The following is a 17,170-nucleotide window of genomic DNA, read 5'->3' as shown; positions in this document are numbered from 1 at the left end:
GTGGAACGTCCCGACATCACTGGCAACTGGCCGGGTTGTCGGAATCCTTGGCGCCGTAGACGACGAAGGCGGAAATCGCCGCCCTCAGTTCGGCTTCCGGCATCTTCAGGAACTTGGCGGCGGCCTTGTTGCTGTCCTTGATGCTTTCGCGATAGGCTTGGCTGGAGAAATGCGAAAGCTTGGGGTTCGATTTGCCGGAGGCGTCGTGCGCGTCGGCGGCGACGTAGGCGGTCCATTCCGCCTTTGTCTTCTCGCTGGGGGCGATGGAATGCCCGGCCTGCTCGCTGTGGCAGGCGGTGCAGACCATGCGGTAATAGACGCGCCCAAGGCGCCAGTCGCCATCGGCCGCCTGGGCGGCGCCCGCCGTTGCCGCCAGGCTTGCGGCCAGGGCGCCGAGCAGAATTCCCATTCTCGTCATTTTGACAACCTTTCTCGGTCGGTCGGTCGAGCGGCGCCGCGACCGGCTTCCACGGCGGGAAGCCGGTCGCGGCATCCGGTCATTTTGCCGCCGTCTTGATGTCGTACGATCCGTCGGCCCGATAGGTGACGGGAGCGTCGACGAAGTACATCTTGAGGTCCTGGCGATCCATCTTGACGATGTCGTAGGCCTCGCCGCTGCGCGCCCCGGTGGCGCAGACGAAGACGATCGGTTTGTCGGCGGGCAGGGTGGCCGCCTTGTCCATCATGTCGCCGACCGGGATGTTGATGGCGCCCTTCATGTGACCCTTGGCGAACTCGCTGGGGTCACGAACGTCGATCAGCGTGATGCTGCCGGGCGCCTGTTCCATGATCTTGGTGAACGAGGCGATGGTGATGGTGTCGCCCTTGGGGCCCGCCTCGATGGCGGCCTGGGCGGGCTTGGCGGCGGGAGCCGCCGTGGCGCCGGCCACCGGGCTGGCGCCGTAGGTCTGCTTCCACGCCGGATAGCCGGCCTGGAACAGCTTGACGTTGGTGTAGCCGAGCGCCTTGGCCTTCTCCGCCGACTTCGGGCTCAACGGGCACTTGTTGCCGCCGCAATAGAAGACCAGCGGCGTGTCCTTGGCGGCCGGCAGCTTGTCCTTCATCTTGTCGAAGAAGGTATCGGGAATGTTGATGGCGGTCGGCACCGCCCCCTCCCCGAAGACGCGGGTCGGGCGGGCGTCGACGATCACGGCCGGGGCCTTGCCGTCGATCAGTTCCTTGACGGCCACTTCGCTGATCGACATCAGTTTGCCGGCCTTCGCCCAAGCCGGGTCGCCTTCGGCGAACACCTTGATGTTGGTGTAACCCAGCTTTTCGGCCTTGAAGGCCGACTTGTGGCTGAGCGGGCAGTCGACGCCGCCGCAATAGAAGATCAGTAACTGGCCCTTGTCCTTGGGCAGCAGGGCGGCGGCCTTCTTGTCGAACTGGGTGTCGGGGATGTTGAGGGCGCCGGGGACGTGGCCATCGTTGTACTTGCGGGCCGGGCGCGAGTCGATGACGGTGACGTCGTCGCGCGTCGGGATGACGGCGTATTCGCTGAACGCCTTCAGGTCGATGATGGTCTTGTACCAGCCTTCCTTCGGGGCGACCGGGGCGTCGGCCGCCGGTGCCGCGGAGGCGCCCGCGAAGGCGAAAAAGACCGCCGCGATCGCCAGGCGAATGGGGAGTGCCGCTTTCATTGGGGGGTCCTCCTAGAGTGGGATGTCTGTCGCGCCATGGGCGCGGAGGCCTGCCTGAACCGGCGACAATCGGGGGCCGATTCGCTGAAACCATGACGCGCCGCCGGCAGGCGGGCCGGCCAGGAAATAGTCATTCCTCGGTCTTTCTCATTTGCCGGGCCGGGGGCCGACGAAGGCGGACGGCGCCGTGCATGAGTTGGCTCTTATTTAGAGGCCCATAATATTAGAATCATCTTTATAAGACAAGTAAAAACCATATGAATTTTATGGGTAATAGTTGACGCGCGCGCACGGATATGGCCCGCCGGCGGGCCACGCGACGGAGGAGGAAACCGACCGGCGGCGACCTTACAGCGGGCCGCCGTCGACCGGGATGACGCAGCCGGTGGAGAACCCAAGCCGGGTCACCGCGGCGACCACGGCGTCGCCCAGCGCCTCGGGCGTAATCGCCCTTTTCATCAGGCTGGCCTGGATGGCGGGTTCCACCCAGGCGGGATCGCGGCTGACGAAGCCGGTATCGACGAAGCCCGGCGCGATGGCGAAGACCCGCACCTTGGGCGCCAGCACGCGGGCGAGCGAGAGGGTCATGGTGTTGACCGCCGCCTTCGAGGAACTGTAGGCGATGTTGCTGCCCTTGCCGGTCGGCGCCGCGCTCGACGAGATGTTGACGACGACGCCGCCGTCGCCGGCTTCCAGCAGGCGGCGAAAGGCGCGCACGCAGGCGAAGGGGCCCCGCCAGTTGACGCGGAAGATCTCGTCGATCAACTCGTCGGTGAGGCCGTCGAGGTCGTCGTGCTTGACCAGCCTAGTGGTGCCGGCGTTATTGACGAGGAGGTCCAGACGCCCGTAGCGCCGTTCCACCTCGCCGGCCAGTCCGGCCAGGGCGGCGCTGTCGATCACGGAAACGGCGGCGCCCCAATGGCCGGCCCCGGGCAGGGCCCGGGCGGCGGCCTCGACCTTGGCGGCGCCGCGGCCGGTCAACACCACCTTCGCCCCGGCTTCCGCGAGCCGGCGGCAGATGCCGCCGCCGATGCCACCGGCGCCGCCGGTGACGAGCGCGACCTGATCGTGCATGGGGTGTTCGGCCATCTGTCCTCTCCTCTGTGAACGCGGCGCAGGGTCGACGATCTTAACGGCTTTCGGCGGCGGCCGGCACCCGGTATGGTCGAGGGACGGCCAAAAGGAGGGACCATGAGGCATTTCGGTCGATCGCTGCGGCTTGCCGCCTTGCTGCTAGCCGGCCTGGGGGTCGCGGCCGGACAAGCGGCGGCCGCCGACCTGGCGCCGCACCGCGCCTTCTACAAGGGCGCCCTGGAGGTGAAGAGGGGCGGCACCGGCGCCGTGGCCGCCAGCGGCAGCATGGCGACGTCGCTGGAGCGGACGTGCGACGGCTGGATCACCAGCGCGCAGAGCATCGTCGACGCCACCCTCGAAAACGGCCAGGTGGCGCGCCAGGACCTGCGCTTCGCCAGTTGGGAATCCCTGGATGGCGCCGCCTACCGCTTCACGTCGCGCCAACGCGTCGGCGAGGTCGAACTGGGCTTCAAGGGGGCGGCGCGGGCGGCCGGCCCGGCCGGCGGCGGCGAGGTCGAGTATACGCAACCGGCGAAGAAGACCATCGCCCTGCCGCCGGCAACGGTCTTTCCGACCCGCTATCTGGCCGCTCTCATCGAGCGGGCCGAGGCCGGCGCCCGCCACGAGGTGGGCACGGTGTTCGAGGGGGCCGGCGGCACAGGGCCGCAGCGGGTGGCCGCCTTCATCGGCCAGCGGCAACCGGCCGCCGCCGATGCCGCCGCCCGCCTGGGGCCGCTGGCGGCCAGGCCCGGCTGGCGCATGCAGATCGGCTTTTACGAACCCGACAGCCGCTCGCCGTCGCCCGACTACGAGATCGAAGTCCTGCAACTGGACAACGGCATCGTCACCGAGATGGTGATGACCATGGGTCCCCTCTCGGTCCGTTTCACGATGCTGAAGGTCGAAGCCGTTCCCGCTCCGCGCTGCCAGCCCTGAAAGAGGTGGCCGGGCGTTCGCTCACTCGGGGATGGACGGCGGATCGGGGTCGAAGTCCCAGCCTTTTTCGGGCTTGGGATAGCGGGCGATCAGCTTGTTGACCAGGTCCACGTGCTCGGCTTCCTCGTAGGCGAATTCCAGGCCCAGCTTGCGGACGTCCTCGTTGGCCGTGTTGTCGGCCACCGAGGTGTAATAGTTCTGCGCCTGGATCTCGGCGTTGCGGGCCAGATCGAGGGCCTGATACGGGGTCATCAGGTAGTGGGTCTTTTCCATCGAGGGCGTTTCCGGCGCGTGGGCGTCGCCCCACTGGAATTCCCACGGCGCGATCTTCGGCAGCGTCTTGCCTTGGGCGCGCTGGCGCATTTCGCCGGCATGCTTGGCGCTGGCGCGCGCCAGCTTGCGGAAAAGCTGGGCGACTTCCTGGTTGTTGTGGACCTCCATCGAGTCGGCGATTTCCTCGTAGCGCTCGGCGACCTCGGATTCGAGGGCGATGGCATGGGCGAGGAATTCCTCGATCGTCTCGATGGCGACGCTTTTTTCTCCGTCCGAACTGCTCACCTGACGTCTCCTAACCGATCGGGCGCGCGGGGCGTACTGGCCTTCATCGGCGCGCTTTGGTTGATCGGTTAGTTATACCAAATCGCCCCCCAAGTCGAGGCGCCAGACGCGCGATTACCCCTTGCGCGCCGTCGCCACCAGTTGGCGCAGCGTGCCGGCGTCGACGGCGCCGGGGACCAGGCGGCCGCCGACGACGAAGGCGGGAGTGCCATTGATGTTGAGCGACTGCGCCAATTCGCGGTTCTTGCCCAGGATGGCGGCAATTTCCGGGTCCCGCATGGCCGTTGCCAGGGTCTTGGACTCGATGCCGGTTTCGGCCGCAATCTCCAGGATGCGGGCTTCGTCCAAACTGCCGCGCGCCGTCATCAGGGCGGTGTGGAAGGCCATGTACTTGGCGGGGGTCGACCGCCACACCGCCAGTGCGGCCCTGGCCGCCACCACCGATTCCGGCCCGAGAATGGGCAGTTCCTTGATGACGTAGCGGATGCGGCCATCTGCCTTGAGCAGGTCGTGCACGGCGGGGAACACCTTTTTGCAGTACCCGCAGCGGTAATCGGTGAACTCGACCAGGGTGACGTCGCCGTCGGGGGCGCCGCCCACCGGCGAGGTCGGGTCGCGCTCCAACTGCTCGCGGCGCTGGGCCAGCGTGGCCTGCTGCTGTTTCTGCTGCTCCTCGGCCATCCTGGCCTCGTAGGCCTGCAAGGCCTCGATAAGGACCTCTGGGTTCTCCATCAGGTATTCGCGCACGACCTCGCGCACCGCGTCCTTCTGGGCCGGGGACAAAGGATCGGCGGCGCTGGCCAGGGAAACCGTTGCGGCAAGCAAAAGAGCGGCAAGGCCGGCGGAACGGGGAAACGTCATCGGCGGTTCTTCTTTCATCGTTTTGCCAAGGCGAAGGGGAATGATGCCCGAGGCGGGGTCCCGCGCACAAGGCGTTCCCGTCCCGCCTCACCGGAAGTTGACGGGCGCCGCCGTCAGCGCGACAGGACGATGCCGGAAATATGGGCGGCGGCCGGGGCGTCCCCGCCCACGGCGGCGACGCCGACGAACATGATCTTGGCCGCGGCCACATCGTCGCCCGGCCACGCCTGCCGGTAGACCTGGGCGAGGTCGACGGTCTCGAACCGCCAAACGCCGGCGTTCTCCTCGCCGCCGCGGACCGTGTAGTGGCGTGGCGCCCGCGGATCCTCGCGGGGCGGGGTCAGGTTGCCCCGCCGCAGCGCCGAGGTGTCCCAGCCGATGGTCAGCAGGCGGTCGTAGGGCGGCAAGTTCGAGCCCACCCACGCCATCGGCCGGCTGCCCCAGCTGTCGCTGGCGGGATCGCCGCCGTAAAAGCCGACGACGAGACGCACCGGATGTTCGGTACCGGCATGGGTTTCGATGGACCACGCCCAGCTCAGATAGGGCGCCACCACCAGGATGGCGTCGACGCGCCGCACCAGAAGCCCGGTCTGGCGGCCGCTGACGACGCGAAGCGAACGGATGCCGCCGGCCTCGGTGGTGGCGAATGCCGGTCCGCCGTCGCCGGGATCGACCCGCGACCATTCGCCCGAAACCGCGGCGGGCGAGAACCCGGGACCCGGCCCCAGGATGTCCAGCCGCCCGGAGGGGTCCACCGTGGCGCGGGGAACCGCGCAGGCGGCGATGCCAAGGACGATGCCGGCGGCCACGCCCGCCCGCGCACTCGCGACCATCCATCGGCGGCACGCCGACATCGCGGCCATGGCGGACCTATTTTTCTTCCTTGTCCGGTTTGCCGTCGCGATTGAGATCGGCGGTGGCCTGCAGGATATCCTGCGCCTGGACCATGGCCGGGGAATCGCCCTGCAAAAGCTTTTCGGCGCGCTTGGCGTATTCGCGGGCCTCGCGCAGGCTGCCGCGAAAATAGGCCTCCTCGGCCAGCGCCAGCGTGCTCAGCCCCTTGTCGCCCTTGCGGCCGTAGGCGATGGCCAGATTGCGCCAGATCCATGAAGAGTCGGGCTCGGCCTGCTGGGCGACGCGCAGGTTTTCGATGGCCGGGTCGAGCATCGCCGGATCGTTCATTTCGAGCTGGATGCGGGCGAGGTCGAGGCGCAGCAGCGGCGAGGCCGGCAGCAGTTTGATCGCCGCCTCGTAGGACGGGATCGCCTCGGCGGCGCGGCGGTTCTCGAACAGCATCTGGCCCTTCATCTCGCGGAAGTAGGGGTCGGACGGATTTTCGGCGATCAGGCCGTCGATCAGCGGCAGCGCCTTCTCCAGGTCGGGCACCTTGTAATAGGCGATGGCCCGCGCATAGCGGGCCGGCAGGCTGGTGTCGCTTTCCGGGAAGCGCTTCAGCGTGCGGGCGGGCGGTTCCAGGAAGGCCTGCAGCTTGGCCTGCATGCGCTCGTGCAGCCTCTTGTATTCGGAAGGCAGTGGGGCGGTGGGCCGCGCCGACTGCTTGATGTGGTTGTCGAGGGCCGAGATTCGCTCGCGGGTGATCGGGTGAGTCCTCAGATAGGGGTCCTGGAAGCGGGTGCTCAGCAATTCCTGATCGGCCAGCGTGCCCAGGAAATCGCGGAGGCCGGTCGCCGGCGTGCCGGTGGCGTCGAGGAAACGCATGGCGGCGGCGTCGGCCGCCGCTTCCTGGCTGCGGCTGTACTGGAAGAAGTTTTCCTGTCCCGCCCGGGCGCCTCCGGCGGCGACGGCGGCGCCAAGGTCGCCGCGCCCGCTGGCGATGCCCGCCGCCGCGCCCAGGACCATGGCCAGGATCTGCTGGGCCGAGCTCTTGCGCATGACGTCGTGGATGCGCGCCAGATCGCCGCCGGCGATGTGGCCGGCCTCGTGGGCGATGACCCCGATGAGCTGGCCGGCGTCGGCGCTCTGCATCAGAAGCCCGGTGTTGAGGAAAAGCTTCTGGCCGCCGGCGACGAAGGCGTTGAGGGTGGAATCGCTGACGATGTATACCTCGATCGCCGAAGGATCGAGGCCGGCCGCCTGGAACACTGGCGTCGAAAAAACCCGGATGGTATTTTCGATCTCGGTATCGCGGATGAACTTGAATTCGCGCGCCGCCGCCGCCGGCTCGACAACCGTGGCCGCGAACAGGACGGCAAGCACAAGAGAGGAAACGCGTTTGGACAAATCCGTCATCCCTTCCGTTGCAATAAAAGGTAGTGGGAGGAATCGCTGGCGTCAAATCGCCGTGGCTGGGTTGATTTTCCTTGCCGGCGGCTGCTCGTCCTCGGGGGAACCCCAGCAGGGGACCGTCGGCTTCGTCGAGGGCTTCCTGGGCGGCGTGGCGGCGGACGAACCCCGGGCCGCGACGATCGGGCGCGACGTGCTGTCGGCCGGCGGCACCGCCGCCGATGCCGCGACCGCCGTCTACTTCGCCCTGTCGGTGACGCTGCCGTCATCGGCCAGCCTGGGCGGCGGTGGCGTGTGCGTCGTCCATGACTGGCGGACCAAGAAGACCGAAACCCTCGATTTCCTGGCCCGGCCGCCCAAGGCCATTCCGGCCGGCGCCGCCCGGCCGATTGCCGTTCCCGGCAATCCGCGCGGCTTTTTTGCCCTGCATTCGCGTTTCGGCCGGCTGCGCTGGGAAAGCCTGGTCGGTTCCGCCGAGAACCTGGCCCGCTTCGGCACCCCGGTGTCGCGGGCCTTCGCCGTCGATCTGGCGCGGGTGGGCGACGCCCTGTTGGCCGACCCCGACCGGCGGCGCATCTTCGGCCAGGCGGGTGGCCAGCGGGTAGCCGGCGAGGGCGAGACCCTGGTCCAGTACGAACTGGCCTCGACGCTGGGCCTGCTCCGCCGGGCCGGACCCGGCGACTTCTACGACGGCCCGACGGCCCATCAATTGGTCGCCGCGGTCAAAGCGGTGGGGGGCTCGCTCGGCATCGACGACCTTCGCGCCTATCGGCCGGTCTGGCGCGAAACCGTTCGCGTTCCCTATGGCAACACCGTCGCCCATTTCAGCTCGCCGCCCGGCGCCGCCGGTGCGCTCGAGGCCGCGATGTGGCGGATGTTGGCCGATGGCGACCGCTTCGAGGACGCTTCGCCGGCGGTTCGCGACCACCTTCTCGCCGAAAGCGCGCTCCGCGCCTTCGCCGACCGCGGCCGCTGGCTCAACGAGGATGGGACGAGCGCCGTGCCGCCGGCCGAATTGGCGGCGCCGGCCCGGGTCGAGCCGCTGATGGCCTCCTATCGCGAGGACCGCCATACGCCGGCGGCCGAGATCGCCCCGCAGCCGGTCGAGCGGCTGGAAAACCCCAGCGCCACCAGTTTCGTGGTCGTCGACCGCGATTCCTCGGCGGTGGCCTGCACGCTCACCATGAACAACCTGTTCGGCACCGGCCGCTTCGCCGGCGGCACCGGCATCCTGCTGGCGGCGCTGCCGGGCCCGGCCGGCCGCGGCCCGACCTCGCTGGGACCGATGATGGTGATCAACGAGAACGTCAACGAGTTTATCTTCGCGGGGGCGGCGTCCGGCGGCGCCGCGGCGCCGACGTCCCTGATCAACGTGGCCGCCCGCGCGGTTCTGGGCCGACAGGGCCTGGTGCCGGCACTGGAGGCGAAGCGCATTCACCACCAGGGAGTCCCCGACACCACCTTCGTCGAGAGCGGAATGGCCGAGGGGGCCGCCGACGAGTTGCGGCGGCGCGGCCATCAGGTGACGGTCTCGCCGATCCTTGGGCGGGTCAATGCCGCCTATTGTCCCGACGGACTGCCCAGCCATCCCAACGCCTGCGCGATCGCCGCCGACCCGCCACCGCGCGGCTACGGGCTGGCCGCGACCGGCGGCTGATCCCGCGTCCCCGATCGAACCCGAGAAAAGAACAGGAACTGGACCGGACCATGGCCATGAAAGTGGCGAAGCGCGGGAACATCCCGCCCTTTATCGTGATGGACGTCATGCGCGCGGCCAACGAGCGCGAGGCGGCCGGCGGCGACGTCCTGCACCTGGAAGTCGGCCAGCCGGGCACCGGGGCGCCGGCGGCGGTCCTCGAGGCGGTGAGGGCGGCGCTCTCGGCCGATCGCATGGGCTATACGGACGCCTTCGGGCTGCCGGCCCTGCGGGCGGGCATCGCCGCCCATTACGCCGACCGTTATGGCGTCGCCGTCGATCCCGGCCGCGTGGTCGTCTGCACCGGTTCCTCGGGGGCGTTCGTGCTGGCCTTCCTTGCCGCCTTCGAGGCGGGGGACAGGGTGGCCCTGGCCAGCCCCGGCTATCCGGCCTACCGCAACATCCTGCGCGCGCTCGACGTCGAGGCCATCGAGGTGCCGGTCGGGCCGGAAACCAACTTCCAGCCGACCCCCGGCCTGCTCGAGAAGATCGAGGGGCGCCTGGATGGCCTGATCGTCGCCAGCCCCTCCAACCCGACCGGCACGATGATCGGCCGGGACGGCCTGAAGGCCATCGTGGATTACTGCGCCGGGCGTGGCGTGCGGCTGATCTCCGACGAGATCTACCATGGCATCACCTATGGCGAGCCGGCCGAGACGGCGCTGGCCTTTTCCGGCCAGGCCGTCGTCGTCAACAGCTTCTCCAAATACTATTCGATGACCGGCTGGCGCCTGGGTTGGATGGTGGTGCCCGGCGAACTGCTGCGCCCCGTCGAATGCCTGGCCCAGAACCTGTTCATCTCGCCGCCGACGGTGTCGCAATACGCCGCCCTGGCGGCGCTGGGCTGCCGGGCCGAGCTGGACGGGCATGTGGCGCGCTACGCCAGCAACCGCGAACTGCTGCTGCGCGAACTGCCGAAGGCCGGCTTCGCGCGCATGGCGTCGGCCGACGGGGCCTTCTATCTGTATGCCGATGTCGCCCACCTGACCAACGACAGCAGCGCCTTCTGCGCGCGCATGCTGGCCGAAACCGGGGTGGCGGCGACGCCGGGCATCGACTTCGACCCCGACCGGGGGAACCGCTACGTGCGGTTCTCCTTCGCCGGACGCACCGAAGACATGGCCGAAGCCGCCCGCCGCCTTATCGCCTGGCGGACCTGAGCCGGCTAGGGGCGCCGCCACCAGCCGCGGCGCGGCTTGATGGAGGCGCGAACCTCCGGCGAGTCGACGTCGATGACCTCGGTCTTGGCGTCCTGCGTTTCCCGTTCCTTGGTGTCTTCCTTCGGGCCTTCGCCGGGCTTTTCCGCCGTCATGACGGCGTCGGCAACTTCGGTCGCCACCGCCACCAGCTCGCGGACCGCCGGAACCCTCTCGGCCTCCGGCGCTTCGGTCGCCACCATCGGGAAAGAGGGTTCCGCGGCCGGTTCGACGGGCGCATCGGCCGACTCGACCGGCGGCGGAACGTCCTCGGTTTCCTTCGGCTTGCGCACCCGGCGGCGCCGTTTCGGCTTCGCTTCGGCGTCGACGGGGGCAGCTTCGCCTTCCGCCGGGGTTTCGTGGATCTCCACCGGCACCACGGCGTCGGGTTCGGCGAAGGCCGGGGCGGCCGGGACCTGCAGCGTCACGGCGTCGGTTTCGACAAAGGCGGGGGCCGTCGAGTCCTGCGGCGTCTCCGCCTCGGGACCCGTGGCTTCGAAGGTGCCACCCGTCTCTCCCCTGTCCTCGGGCCGCAAGCCGCGGCGCCGGCGTCCGCCGCGCTTGCCGCGCCGCCGCCGCTTCGAGGTTCTCTCCTGCTCTTCCTCCGCCGTTTCCGGCCGGGTGGGGGCGCCCGTCTCGCGGACGGCGCCTTCGTCTTCCTCGTCGGCAGCCGCGCCATCGTCGAAGGTGGCCGGAGCCGGCCGCGGGCCGCCGATCACGGCCTCGGCCTCGTCGCCCCGCTTGTGGCGGCGCGACCGCCGCCGCCGCCGCTTTTTGCCGGGCTCCTCGCCCGCCATCGCGGCGGCTTCGCGCTCTTCGTGTTCCTCGTGTTCCTCGCGCTCCTCGCCCTCGTCGGGCTCGTCGTGTTCCGCCGCGGCGACCGGCCGCTCGCCCACCACCGGGGCGCGTTCGTCGGGCCCACGCACCTTGGTCCGCTCGATGCGGAAGTCCGGCGGCACCAGCGTGTCGTCGGCGGCCAACATCACCTTGAACTCGTAGCGGCGCTCGATGGCGCTCAGCATCTCGCGCTTGTGGTTCAGCAGATAAAGCGCGACCTCGGAGGGCACCTGGAAGATGGCTTCCAGTGACCGCTTGCGGATGCCTTCCTCCTCGATGGCGCGCAACAGGTGGAGCGCGGTCGAATCGGTGGAGCGGCGAACGCCGGCGCCGCCGCAGTGGGTGCACACCTCGAAGCTGGTCTCGATGACGCTGGGCCTAAGCCGCTGGCGCGACAGTTCCATCAGGCCGAAGGCGCTGATCCGGCCCAACTGGATGCGGGCGCGATCGACGCGCATGGCTTCCTTCAGGCGACGCTCGACCTGGGCCCGATTGCGCCCGACCTCCATGTCGATGAAGTCGATGACGATGAGCCCGGCCAGGTCGCGCAGGCGCAATTGGCGGGCGATCTCGTCGCAGGCCTCGATGTTGGTGCGCAGCGCCGTTTCCTCGATATTGCGCTCGCGCGTCGAGCGGCCCGAGTTGACGTCGATGGAAACCAGCGCTTCGGTGGGGTTGATGACGATATAGCCGCCCGACTTCAGGCGCACGGTCGGGGTGTGCAGGGAATCCTGCTGGCTTTCCACCTGATAGCGGTGGAACAGCGGCATGCCCTGGTCTTCGTACTTCTTCACCCGTTTCAGATGGCTGGGGATGATCAGCTTCATGAAGTTGCGGGCGGTCTTGTAGCCTTCCTCGCCCTCGACGATGATCTCGTCGATTTCGCGGCTGTACAGATCGCGGATGGCCCGCTTGATGAGGTTCGCTTCCTCGTAGACCAGGACCGGGGCGATGGATTCCAGCGTGATCCGCCGGACATTGTCCCACAGGCGCATCAGGTAGTCGTAGTCGCGGCGGATTTCCGCCTTGCTGCGCTCGGCCCCGGCGGTGCGCACGATCACGCCCATGCCCTCCGGGATGGCGAGGTCGGACAGCATCGACTTCAGCCGCTTGCGGTCGGTGCCGGTGGGGATCTTGCGCGAAATGCCGCCGCCGCGCGCCGTGTTCGGCATCAGCACGCAGTAGCGGCCGGCCAGCGACATGTAGGTGGTGACGGCGGCGCCCTTGTTGCCGCGTTCCTCCTTGACGACCTGCACCAGCATGATCTGGCGGCGCTTGATCACCTCCTGGATCTTGTAGTTCCGCCGGGAGGTGGGCCGCCGAATCTCGACTTCTTCGACGTCGTCGCCGCCGACCACCTCGAGGTCGCCGTGATGGGCGACCGTCGGCTCGGCGTCGGCGTCGGCGTGGGCGTCCGGGTCGGCCAGGCGCCGGGCCTCGAAGGCCCGTTCGTCGGCGTCATGCTCGGCGACCAGGGCTTCGCGGTCGGCGACCGGGATCTGATAGTAGTCCGGATGGATTTCGTTGAAAGCCAGGAAACCGTGACGGTTGCCGCCGTATTCGACAAACGCCGCCTGCAACGAGGGTTCGACCCTCGTGACTTTGGCGAGATAGATGTTTCCTTTTAACTGCTTCCGGGAGGCGACCTCTACATCAATGTCTTCGAGACGGCTTCCATCCAGCACCGCAACCCGGGTCTCCTCCGGATGCAGCGCATCGATCAGCATTTTCTTGGGGGCCATTAAAGATATTTCTCCGCTTCCCCGCGGATCTCTCGGAATGCATGTTCCAGGATTCGCGGGCGCAACTGTGGACATTGCCGGCGGCGCCTGCGATCACTCCCGGCACTGGCCGCGGGAGCGGCATCACTATGGGATTTGGTCGCGCTGCTCTATCCGGCATAAAAACCTCAACTCGATTGGACCACGCCGCTCGTCCCCGAGATGGGGCGACTAGACCGCGGCATTTCCAAGACCCGTTCGACCGGTGGTCACGCAAAGACGATCTTCGAGCGACACCCCGCCGAACATAGGGACTTGATTAACATAACGGCACCAGGGGGGTTCGACAATCATCTTATTAACGATTTTGGGGAGCAATATTAAGAATTGGTTCATCTTCGCGGGGTAAAACCGTAAACGATGAGGGCAATGACCGATACCCGGTAGATATGGGGGCGACGTAATCGGCATTCGCAAGATGTGGCGTTTTGGCATTGGACCTTGGCTGGCCTTGCTTGTGCTGCCGTTCTGCCTGCTGGCGGGCGGCGTGCCGGTGGCCACGTCTGCCGATTCGCGTCCCACCGTCACCGATGTCAGGGTCGGCCAGCATGGCGCGATGACGCGCGTCGTGCTTGATTTCGACCGCGGGGCCAAGGCCGAACTGTTCACGCTTCCCGATCCCTATCGCCTTGTCGTCGACCTGCCCGAGGTCGGCTGGCGGCTGCCGGCCCAGCCGCTGCCCTCGGCCGCCGGCCTGTTCGGCAAGATCCGCTATGGCCTGTTCAAGCCGGGCACCACGCGGGTGGTGGTCGAACTTGCCGCCCCCGCCGACATCGCCGCCGCGCGCTATCTCACCGGCGGCGCCGAAGCGCCATTCCGCCTGGTCATCGACCTGCGCGCCGGCACCCCCGAAGGATTTATGAAGACGGTCCGCGCCGGCCGGCGGGAAGTCCTGCCGGAGGCCGCGGTGGCCGAAGCCGATCCGTTGCCCATGGCCGTGACGGTTGCGGCGCCGTCCGCGAAGGTGGCCGCCGCCGTTCCCTTCGCGCCATCCCCGCGCCGGCCGGAAAAGGCCCGGCCGAAGCCGCTGATCGTGCTCGATCCCGGCCACGGCGGCGCCGATCCCGGCGCCATCAGCCCCAGCGGCACCTACGAAAAGCACATTACCCTGTCGGCCGCCCGCGAGTTCCGCCAGATGCTGGAAAAGACCGGCCGCTACCGGGTCCTGCTGGCGCGCGAACGCGACACCCTGATCCCGTTGCGCGACCGGGTCACCTTCGCGCGCGAGGCGGGGGCCGATCTTTTCATCTCGCTGCACGCCGATTCCATCCAGACGCCGGCCATCCGGGGCCTGTCGGTCTATACGCTGTCGGAAAAGGCCTCCGACCGCGAGGCGGCCGAGCTGGCCGATAGCGAAAACAAGGCCGATCTCATCGCCGGCGTCGACCTCAGCAAGGAAACGCCGGAGGTCAGCAACATCCTGATCGATCTCGCCCAGCGCGAGACGATGAACGAATCGGCCCGCTTCGCCGCCTTCCTGGTCGGCGAACTCGGGCAGCAGACCGAGCTTCTGCGCAACACCCACCGTTTCGCCGGCTTCCGGGTCCTCAAGGGGCCGGACGTTCCCTCGGTCCTGCTGGAAATGGGGTTCCTTTCCAACCGCGAGGACGAGCGGGCCCTGCTCGCGAAAGCCTATCGGGCGAAGCTGGGCGCGGCGATGGTGCGGGCGGTCGACAGGTTCTTCCTCAGGGTCGAGGAGGCCGCGCGGTTGTGAAGGGCCTTCGCGCCGCTGGCACTTCCGGCGTCCCCGGCCATAAGTCGGCCATAATTCCGGTTTAGGGAAAGGCAGCGTGGCTCGGATATCCGGTCACCGGGGGCGCCTCTGGCGCCGGGTCACGCCGACTTCGCGAGCGACAGATTCGGATTCATGAAACGCGCCATCATTTCGATCGTCGGCCTCCTCGTCATCCTCGGCCTCGCCGGGGCCGGCGGCGTGCTGTTCATCTTTCACGAATTCGGCCGCGGCCTGCCCGACTATCGCCAACTGGCCGACTACGAACCGCCGGTGATGACCCGCGTCTATGCCGGCGACGGCCGGTTGCTTGCCGAATACGCCATCGAACGGCGCGTCTTCGTGCCGATCAGGGCCATGCCCAAGCGGATCATCAACGCCTTCCTGTCGGCCGAGGACAAGAACTTCTACGGCCATCCCGGCGTCGACGTCATGGGCGTGGTGCGTGCCGCCGTGACCAACTTCAGGAACATAGGCTCCGATCGCCGCCCGGTCGGCGCTTCGACCATCACCCAGCAGGTCGCCAAGAACTTCCTCCTGAGCAACGAGGTCAGCTGGGAGCGCAAGGTCAAGGAGGCAATCCTGGCCTTCCGTATCGAGCGCGCCTTCTCCAAGCAGCGCATCCTCGAGCTTTACCTCAACGAGATCTACCTGGGTTACGGCTCCTACGGCGTCGCCGCCGCCGCCTTGAACTACTTCAACAAGTCGCTCGACCAACTGTCGATCGCCGAGGCCGCCTATCTGGCGGCAACCCCCAAGGCGCCCAACAACTATCATCCGACCCGCCATCCGGCGGCGGCCCGCGCGCGGCGCGACTGGGTGATCAGCCGCATGCTGGAAGACGGCGCCATCACCCAGGACGAGGCCACGCATGCCACCGCGGAGCCGCTCGTCGTGCGTCCGCGCGCAGACACCGAGGTGGTCTCCGCCGAATTCTTCGCCGAGGAAGTGCGCCGCGAACTGGCCAAGGTCTATGGCGAGGATGGCCTCTATAAAGGCGGCCTGGCGGTCCGTACGACGCTCGATCCCCGCCTTCAGCAACTGGCCGACACCGTGCTGCGCGAGGGGCTGGAAACCTATGACCGCCGCCATGGCTGGCGCGGCCCCCTGACCCGCCTGCCGGCGGGCGCCGACTGGCAGGCCGCCCTGGCCGCCCTGCCGCCGCAACCCGGCCTCGGCCGCTGGGAGCGGGCCGTGATCCTGGGCGTCGACGAGACCGGCGCCAATCTGGGGCTGGCCGACGGCTCGCCCGGCCGCATTCCATTGGCCGAGATGAAGTGGGCCCGCCCGTGGAAGGAAGACCAACGCGTCGGCCCGTCTGTGCGCCATCCGGCCGACGTGCTGGCCGTCGGCGACGTCATCGCCGCCGAGCCCGTTCTCGCCAACAGCGAGGGCAAGGCCTATCCGGCCGCCACCTACGCCCTGCGCCAGATCCCCGAGGTCGAAGGCGGTCTCGTGGCGCTGGACCCGCACACCGGCCGCGTGCTGGCGATGAGCGGCGGCTATGCCTACGGCGAAAGCCAGTATAACCGGGCGACCCAGGCGTTGCGCCAGCCGGGTTCGGCCTTCAAGCCGTTCGTCTACCTGGCGGCGCTGGATTCCGGCTACACGCCGTCCACCCTCATTCTCGACGCCCCCTTCGTCGTCGACCAGGGCCCCGGCCTGCCGAAATGGCGGCCGGCCAACTATTCGCAGGAATTCTATGGCCCCAGCACCATGCGTTTGGGCATCGAGAAGTCGCGCAACCTGATGACGGTCCGCCTGGCCCAGACCATCGGCATGGAGCGGGTCAAGGAATACGCCGAGCGCTTTGGCGTCGTCGACAACCTGCAGCCCCAGATCTCGATGGCGCTGGGGGCCGGCGAAACCACGCTTCTGCGCATGACCGCCGCCTACGCCATGATCGTCAACGGCGGCAAGCGCGTCATCCCGACCCTGATCGACCGCATCCAGGACCGCAACGGCCAGACGGTGTACCGACACGACGACCGCAACTGTCCGGGCTGCCGTGCCACCTTCTGGACCCAGCAGCCGACGCCCGAGGTGCCCGACAATCGCCCGGCCGTCACCTCGGAAGCCACCGCCTATCAGATGGTGTCGATGCTCCAGGGCGTGGTCGAACGTGGGACCGGGCGCATCATCCGCGAGGTCGGCCGTCCGCTGGCCGGCAAGACCGGCACTACCAACGATTCCAACGACGCCTGGTTCCTGGGCTTCTCGCCCGACCTGGCGGTCGGCGTCTACGTCGGCTTCGATCAGCCCAAGACACTGGGCGAGCGCGAACAAGGGGCTACCGTCGCCGCCCCGATCTTCCGCGACTTCATGGCCGAGGCTCTCAAGGGCCAGCCGACCGTGCCGTTCCGCATTCCGCCGGGCATCCGGCTGGTCCGCGTCGACGCGTCGAGTGGGCAGTTGGCGCAGCCGGGCGACCGCAACGTCATCCTCGAGGCCTTCAAGCCGGATTCCCAGCCCACCGGGCGCAGCGACGTGGTCGACGGTGTCGGCGGCGGCGACGACGGCCCGGCGGAAGGCACCGGCGGCCTTTACTGACCCTCTGCCTTCCGGCGACTTGTCCCGTCCGGCGTTCCGGATTAAAACCGCCCCACGAACGCCGG

13 protein-coding genes are annotated in these 17,170 nt (G+C 68.3%); 5 read left to right on the top strand and 8 right to left on the bottom strand.

The features are described 5' to 3' along the window. Positions 1–16: 16 nt before the first annotated feature. From ODR01_RS12295 to ODR01_RS12285, 3 genes are all read right to left on the bottom strand, one after another. Positions 17–418, bottom strand: coding sequence for a hypothetical protein (locus ODR01_RS12295; RefSeq protein ID WP_316977957.1), 402 nt, complete (start codon positions 416–418; stop codon positions 17–19). Between the two features lie 79 nt (positions 419–497). Continuing rightward, entirely contained in the window at positions 498–1,640 is a 1,143-nt protein-coding gene (locus ODR01_RS12290) for a rhodanese-like domain-containing protein (RefSeq protein ID WP_316977956.1), read from the bottom strand. Between the two features lie 348 nt (positions 1,641–1,988). Next, the gene (locus ODR01_RS12285) at positions 1,989–2,729 is read right to left on the bottom strand and encodes an SDR family NAD(P)-dependent oxidoreductase (RefSeq protein WP_316977955.1); all 741 of its coding nucleotides are present in this window, start codon (positions 2,727–2,729) and stop codon (positions 1,989–1,991) included. A gap of 102 nt (positions 2,730–2,831) precedes the next feature. On the opposite strand from ODR01_RS12285, the gene ODR01_RS12280 reads away from it, so the two are divergent. Further along, complete coding sequence (locus ODR01_RS12280) at positions 2,832–3,650, top strand: EipB family protein (protein WP_316977954.1); 819 nt, start codon at positions 2,832–2,834, stop codon at positions 3,648–3,650. 21 nt (positions 3,651–3,671) lie between these two features. On the opposite strand, the gene ODR01_RS12275 is transcribed toward ODR01_RS12280, so the two are convergent. From ODR01_RS12275 to ODR01_RS12260, 4 genes are all read right to left on the bottom strand, one after another. Then, positions 3,672–4,208: a ferritin-like domain-containing protein gene (locus ODR01_RS12275; protein ID WP_316977953.1), complete on the bottom strand. Its 537-nt coding sequence runs from the start codon at positions 4,206–4,208 to the stop codon at positions 3,672–3,674. Positions 4,209–4,322: 114 nt separating this feature from the next. Further along, entirely contained in the window at positions 4,323–5,069 is a 747-nt protein-coding gene (locus ODR01_RS12270; RefSeq protein WP_316977952.1) for a DsbA family protein, read from the bottom strand. 113 nt (positions 5,070–5,182) lie between these two features. After that, positions 5,183–5,932 (bottom strand): DUF3047 domain-containing protein, encoded by a 750-nt coding sequence (locus tag ODR01_RS12265; RefSeq protein ID WP_316977951.1) that lies wholly within the window; start codon positions 5,930–5,932, stop codon positions 5,183–5,185. A gap of 7 nt (positions 5,933–5,939) precedes the next feature. Next, entirely contained in the window at positions 5,940–7,310 is a 1,371-nt protein-coding gene (locus tag ODR01_RS12260; RefSeq protein WP_316977950.1) for a M48 family metalloprotease, read from the bottom strand. Between the two features lie 61 nt (positions 7,311–7,371). Between ODR01_RS12260 and ODR01_RS12255 the strand changes: the two genes are divergently transcribed. Together ODR01_RS12255 and ODR01_RS12250 are read left to right on the top strand one after the other, a co-directional pair. Further along, on the top strand, positions 7,372–8,970 hold the full coding sequence (locus tag ODR01_RS12255; protein ID WP_316977949.1) for a gamma-glutamyltransferase: 1,599 nt from the start codon (positions 7,372–7,374) through the stop codon (positions 8,968–8,970). Positions 8,971–9,020: 50 nt separating this feature from the next. Further along, positions 9,021–10,169, top strand: a complete 1,149-nt coding sequence (locus ODR01_RS12250) for a pyridoxal phosphate-dependent aminotransferase (RefSeq protein ID WP_316977948.1) — start codon at positions 9,021–9,023, stop codon at positions 10,167–10,169. 5 nt (positions 10,170–10,174) lie between these two features. Here ODR01_RS12250 and ODR01_RS12245 read toward each other — a convergent pair whose 3' ends face one another. Continuing rightward, the gene (locus ODR01_RS12245; protein WP_316977947.1) at positions 10,175–12,784 is read right to left on the bottom strand and encodes an Rne/Rng family ribonuclease; all 2,610 of its coding nucleotides are present in this window, start codon (positions 12,782–12,784) and stop codon (positions 10,175–10,177) included. A 457-nt stretch (positions 12,785–13,241) separates the two neighbouring features. Between ODR01_RS12245 and ODR01_RS12240 the strand changes: the two genes are divergently transcribed. Both ODR01_RS12240 and ODR01_RS12235 read left to right on the top strand, forming a co-directional pair. Next, positions 13,242–14,537, top strand: a complete 1,296-nt coding sequence (locus ODR01_RS12240; protein WP_316977946.1) for an N-acetylmuramoyl-L-alanine amidase — start codon at positions 13,242–13,244, stop codon at positions 14,535–14,537. Between the two features lie 153 nt (positions 14,538–14,690). After that, positions 14,691–17,105, top strand: coding sequence for a penicillin-binding protein 1A (locus ODR01_RS12235; protein WP_316977945.1), 2,415 nt, complete (start codon positions 14,691–14,693; stop codon positions 17,103–17,105). The last annotated feature ends 65 nt before the right edge of the window (positions 17,106–17,170 follow it).

Source organism: Shumkonia mesophila (assembly GCF_026163695.1).
GTDB lineage: Bacteria > Pseudomonadota > Alphaproteobacteria > Rhodospirillales > Shumkoniaceae > Shumkonia > Shumkonia mesophila.
The sequence above is the reverse complement of the archived record's forward strand: the minus strand, read 5'-3'. Positions and strand labels throughout refer to the sequence as shown.